This window comes from Deltaproteobacteria bacterium, assembly GCA_020848905.1.
GTDB lineage: Bacteria > Myxococcota_A > Polyangia.
Genome location: JADLHG010000039.1, coordinates 1 through 4,652 on the forward strand (window position 1 = coordinate 1; position 4,652 = coordinate 4,652).

The following is a 4,652-nucleotide window of genomic DNA, read 5'->3' on the forward strand; positions in this document are numbered from 1 at the left end:
GGCGAGGCGGGCAAGCGCATCCGTTTCCGGCGGGACAACCCCGGCGAGCGCTACTCCTCCCTCTGGATCCGCGATCCGGGGAAGGCCGACCTGGCCTACGCTGACCTCGAGGGGGGCGGCGACCTGCCGGGGCAAACCTACGGCGCCACGATCCAGGTGGAAGGCGGGGCCTGGCCTCCCTCGAAGCCCCTGCGCGTGGAGCACGTCACCGTGAGCCACTCGGCGGGTTATGGCATCTGGATGACCAAGTGGGCCGGCTTCGCCGACGGCTCGACCGACCTGACCGTCACCGCCTCGGGCGAGACCGCCACCGAGTACCCCTTCGCGCTGCGCATGACCTTGAACACGGTGGGCACGCTCCCCGATGGCAAGTACACGGGGAACGCCACCGACGAGATCCAGGTCATCGGCGAGTCGCCGTACTACGAGTCGCGGCTCGACGACACCTTCCACAACCGCGGCGTCCCCTACCAGATCGGCGGCAACGGCGCGTTCGGCCTGATCAACGTGGTCGGCGCGGGGGCGCTCTCCACGCTCACGATCGAGGCGGGCGTGACGATCAAGTTCTTCGGCTCCCCGTCGAACATCGGCGGGCTCTTCATCGGCAACACCGGCGTCGCCGGCACCGGAAAGATCGTCGCGGTCGGGACCGCGTCAGCCCCCATCACCTTCACGGCCCCCGGCAAGAGCCCGCCCCCCGGCGCCTGGGAGGGGGTGTCCTTCCTCGGGACCGTGGTCCCGGGCAACCGCCTCGAGTACGTGAAGATCGAGGCCGCGGGTGCGCACGGTGGAGACTCCGGCTTCGGCTGCCCGCCGACCGGCAGCACCTTCGCCACCGACGGCGCGCTCAAGATCTTCGCGCAACCGACCGAGTCGTTCCTGAAGAACTCGACGATCTCCAACTCGAGCTCGCACGGCGTCTTCCGGGCCTGGAACGGCTACGAGGTGGACTTCCTGCCAGGCAACACCTTCCAGAACATCGCGGGCTGCACCCAGATCCTGCCCAAGGACGACAAGCGCGTGTGCCCGAAAGATCCCCCCTGCCCGAAGTAGCGCCCCCGCCGGCTTAGTCCCCCCTGGCCACGGTAGCCGCCCCAGAGGCCGCGGGCGCCACCGACCGCCGTGCAATCACACCGCTAAATCGCGGGCCCGGCTGGCACGCACCGTGCTTCTCCTGCTCCGTGCCCTTCGCCCGACGCCCCGCACGCGGCCTGCTCCTCCTCGGCCTCCTCCTCCTCGCCACCCTGGCCGAGGGACGCGAGCCCCGGGTACGCCGCGAGCGCCCGGACCCCCTCGCCTCGCTCCGCGTGCAGGGCGGGCAGGCCCAGCGGCAGCGCCTCGCCGCCACGCTCGTTTTGACCGAGCACCCGAGCTCGCTTCGCCTCCTGCGCCGCCAGCTCCGGGACCTGAAGCGCACCCTCGCGGCGCCCGGAGGCGCTCCGACCGTCGACGCGCTGCTCGCGCGACTTCAGACCCCGTACATGTCCGCCACGAAGCACGTGCGCGAGTTCAAGCGCTACGCCGTGGAGCTCGGCCTCGCGAGCGCCAAGATGATCGACTTCGAGGGCAAGCCGATGGACCCGGGCGTCATCCCGCGCCACGTGGCCGTCCTCGAGCGGGCCGGCCTTCGCCCGGGACTCACCGGCGACCGCCTGATCCTCGTGCGCCTCCCGGCCGACGCCGAGCGCGCCGGCAAGGACCTCTCGCTGCGCGAACAGGTCATGCAGACCGTCGTGCGCACGAACCTGGCCCGCGTGCTGGCCGGAAAGCCGATCCCCGTCGACCAGCTCATCCTGCCGCAGGTGGAGTCCCCGACCGATCTCGCGCGCGTGCACGAGGAGTACGAGCGCGTCGCCACGCGGGAGCTCGACCTCGCCGTACGGCAGGGCCGCGTACGCGCGAGCGACCGCCGCAGCACCTTCGACCGGCTCGCCGCCATCCAGGTAGTCCCGCTCCTCGAATCCTCGGACGCGGTGCTCGACAGCGCGCGCATCACTCGCGAATACCTGCGCTACTACGAGGGGCATTTCGGCCGCCTCCCGGCGCACGCGCTCGTCTTCCTGGCCGGCTCCGACCTGAACCGCGAGGTGGGCCCCGTCGCGGGACAGCTCCTGCGCAGCGTCGCGCGGAGCCGCCTGGCGCAGCTCCAGGCCCGTCACCCCGGCGTAGATCTGATCCCCTGGATCGGAGTCGGGTCGGGCCCCATGCGCTCCGGCGTCGGCCGCCACCCCGAGCTCGCGGGCGCGCTCCACCCGGGGATGACCTTCACCGTGCAGCCGGACCAGCTCGACCAGCGCAACCGGAAGGCCGTCCTCGCCGCCTTCGGCCAGGCGGCCCTCGGCGCGCGGCCCGAGCTGCTCGACGCGAAGACCGAGCAGCACCGCATCGCGCTGGCGGTAGCCTTCGCCGATGTGCACGCGGCGCTCACCACACGCAACGCGCTCCCCTCGATCCGCATCGCCAACCTGCTCGCGCCGCTGAACCAGCGCGGCCGGAAGGGCGCCATCGGCAAGCTCCTCTACGAACGGGACGGCGAGCTCTACCTGCGCTCCGCGCAAGACGACAAGTCGCCCCCCGCGCCGACTCCACCGACGGGGGCGGCGTACGGCCGGACGCTCGATCTGGCCGGCCTGGCCGAGCAGCTCGACGCCCCCTTCCAACCCGAGCGCGCGCGCGTCGAGCGCCGCCAGGCGATCATCGATCGCTACTGGCCCCAGGGGATCCCCGACTCCCGAGCCATCTCCGGGGCCTTCGCCCGCTACGTGGAGGGGCACAGCCTGACCACCGTGGCCGGCCTCGGACGCGCGCTCGAGCAGACCGAGGCGCGCCACGGCCGCCGGGCGGCGGAGAGCCTCCGTCCCCTCATCCTCTACCTGGTGAAGAACGACGGCTTCGTGCTCACCCGCGACCGCGAGCTCGTGCGTCGGCGCATCGAGGTCCTTCTGCCACACTTCACGCCGGCCGAGGTGACCCAGTGGACCCAGCGCTACTTCGACGACCTGGCGCTGCTCGATCGGTACCTCGCGCGACCGGCCCAGGGAGCCTCCTCCGGTGGCCTGCGCCTCGAGGAACTCATCGACACCAAGCACCGCGCGCGCTACGAGAGCGCTTCCCGGCGCCTCTACCGGAACGCGAGCTTCGTGCGCTACCTTCGGGGCCAGGATCTCCCGCTGCGAGAGTGGATGACGGTCATGGACGATCTCGTCCCGCTGCTCGCCAACCCGGGGTGGAACCGGATCGGCTAAGGGCCCGCGCACCATGCCCGTTCGCCCCGGCTCGACGGGGAAATGGCGCCAATCTGGCCCACTTTCCCTTGCCCCGCTGCATTGACCTGCACCTCGTCGACGAAATCAACGAAACGCGGAGTCGCGAATCGTCGCCGGAGCCATTGCCGCGCCCCCGGCCTCATAGTAATAGTTCCTGAGCGTCCAGGGCCCCCTCTGCGGGCGCGGCCGTATCCTCGGCACGCCATCGCTGCACGGGCCCCACGGTGATGTCCATGGCACAGCTCGGCAACGCCGCCGTCCACCTGATCCTCATCCTCGCCACCTGGGCGGGAGTCCTCGCGCTCGTCGGAGCGCGGCGTCGCTCCGCGACCATGGTCCACGCGGCGACGCTCATGACCTACGCCACCGCCGCCGTGGCCTCGGTGGCGATGGTCACGCTGGCCTACGCCTTCGCCATCTCGGACCTGAATCTGGTCTACGTGCAGCAGCACTCGGACCACGCCATGCCGCTCTTCTACCGCATCACCTCCCTCTGGGGCGGGATGGAGGGCTCGCTCCTCCTCTGGGCCTGGCTCCTCGCGGTGTTCACCGCGCTCGCCATCCGCTCGAACCGCGAGCGTCTGCGCGAGCTCACCCCATGGGCCATCGTGGTGCTCATGGTGGTGATCGACTTCTTCGCGGTCCTGCTGATCGTCCACTCCAATCCCTTCGAGGTCTTCCTCACCGGCGCCCCCACCACGGGCAAGGGACTCAACCCGCTCTTGCAGAACCCGTACATGGTGACCCACCCGCCCTCGCTCTACCTGGGCTTCGTCGGCATGGCGATCCCGTTCGCCTTCGCGATGGCCGCACTCATCACCGGCCATACCGACGAGGCCTGGCTGCAGGCGGTGCGTCGCTGGGCCCTCCTTGCGTGGTTCTTCCTCGCGCTGGGGCTCACCCTCGGCATGCTCTGGGCGTACGAGGAGCTCGGCTGGGGCGGGTACTGGGGCTGGGACCCCGTCGAGAACGCGGGCTTCATGCCCTGGCTCCTCTCCACCGCGTTCATCCATTCCATCATCGTGCAAGAGCGCCGGCAGATGCTGAAGACCTGGAACATGGTCCTCGCCATCCTCGCCTTCTGCATGACGATCTTCGGCACCTTCCTCACGCGCTCGGGCTTCATCGACTCGGTCCACGCCTTCGCGCGGTCGAACATCGGCTACGTCTTCCTGGCCTTTATCGGCATCGTGCTGGTCGTGGGGCTCGGCCTCGTCGTCTGGCGGCTGCCCAAGCTCCGCAGCCGCGGCGAGCTCGAGTCGGTGATGAGCCGCGAGTTCTGGTTCCTCCTCAATAACTGGGTCCTGCTCTCCGGCTGCCTGCTGGTCATGGTGCTGACCGTCTTCCCGAACATCTCGGAGGCCTTCGGCGAGAAGATCACGATCA

3 protein-coding genes are annotated in these 4,652 nt (G+C 70.2%); all 3 read left to right on the plus strand.

Going from position 1 to position 4,652, the window contains the following annotated elements; all coding sequences use genetic code 11:
* On the plus strand, positions 1-1,053 hold a 1,053-nt coding region (locus tag IT371_16340; protein MCC6749233.1), incomplete at its 5' end, for a hypothetical protein.
* A 128-nt stretch (positions 1,054-1,181) separates the two neighbouring features.
* Positions 1,182-3,245, plus strand: coding sequence for a phosphoenolpyruvate carboxylase (locus tag IT371_16345; GenBank protein MCC6749234.1), 2,064 nt, complete (start codon positions 1,182-1,184; stop codon positions 3,243-3,245).
* Positions 3,246-3,499: 254 nt separating this feature from the next.
* Positions 3,500-4,652 (plus strand): cytochrome c biogenesis protein CcsA (ccsA, locus tag IT371_16350; protein MCC6749235.1); only part of this gene is annotated, 1,153 nt, incomplete at its 3' end.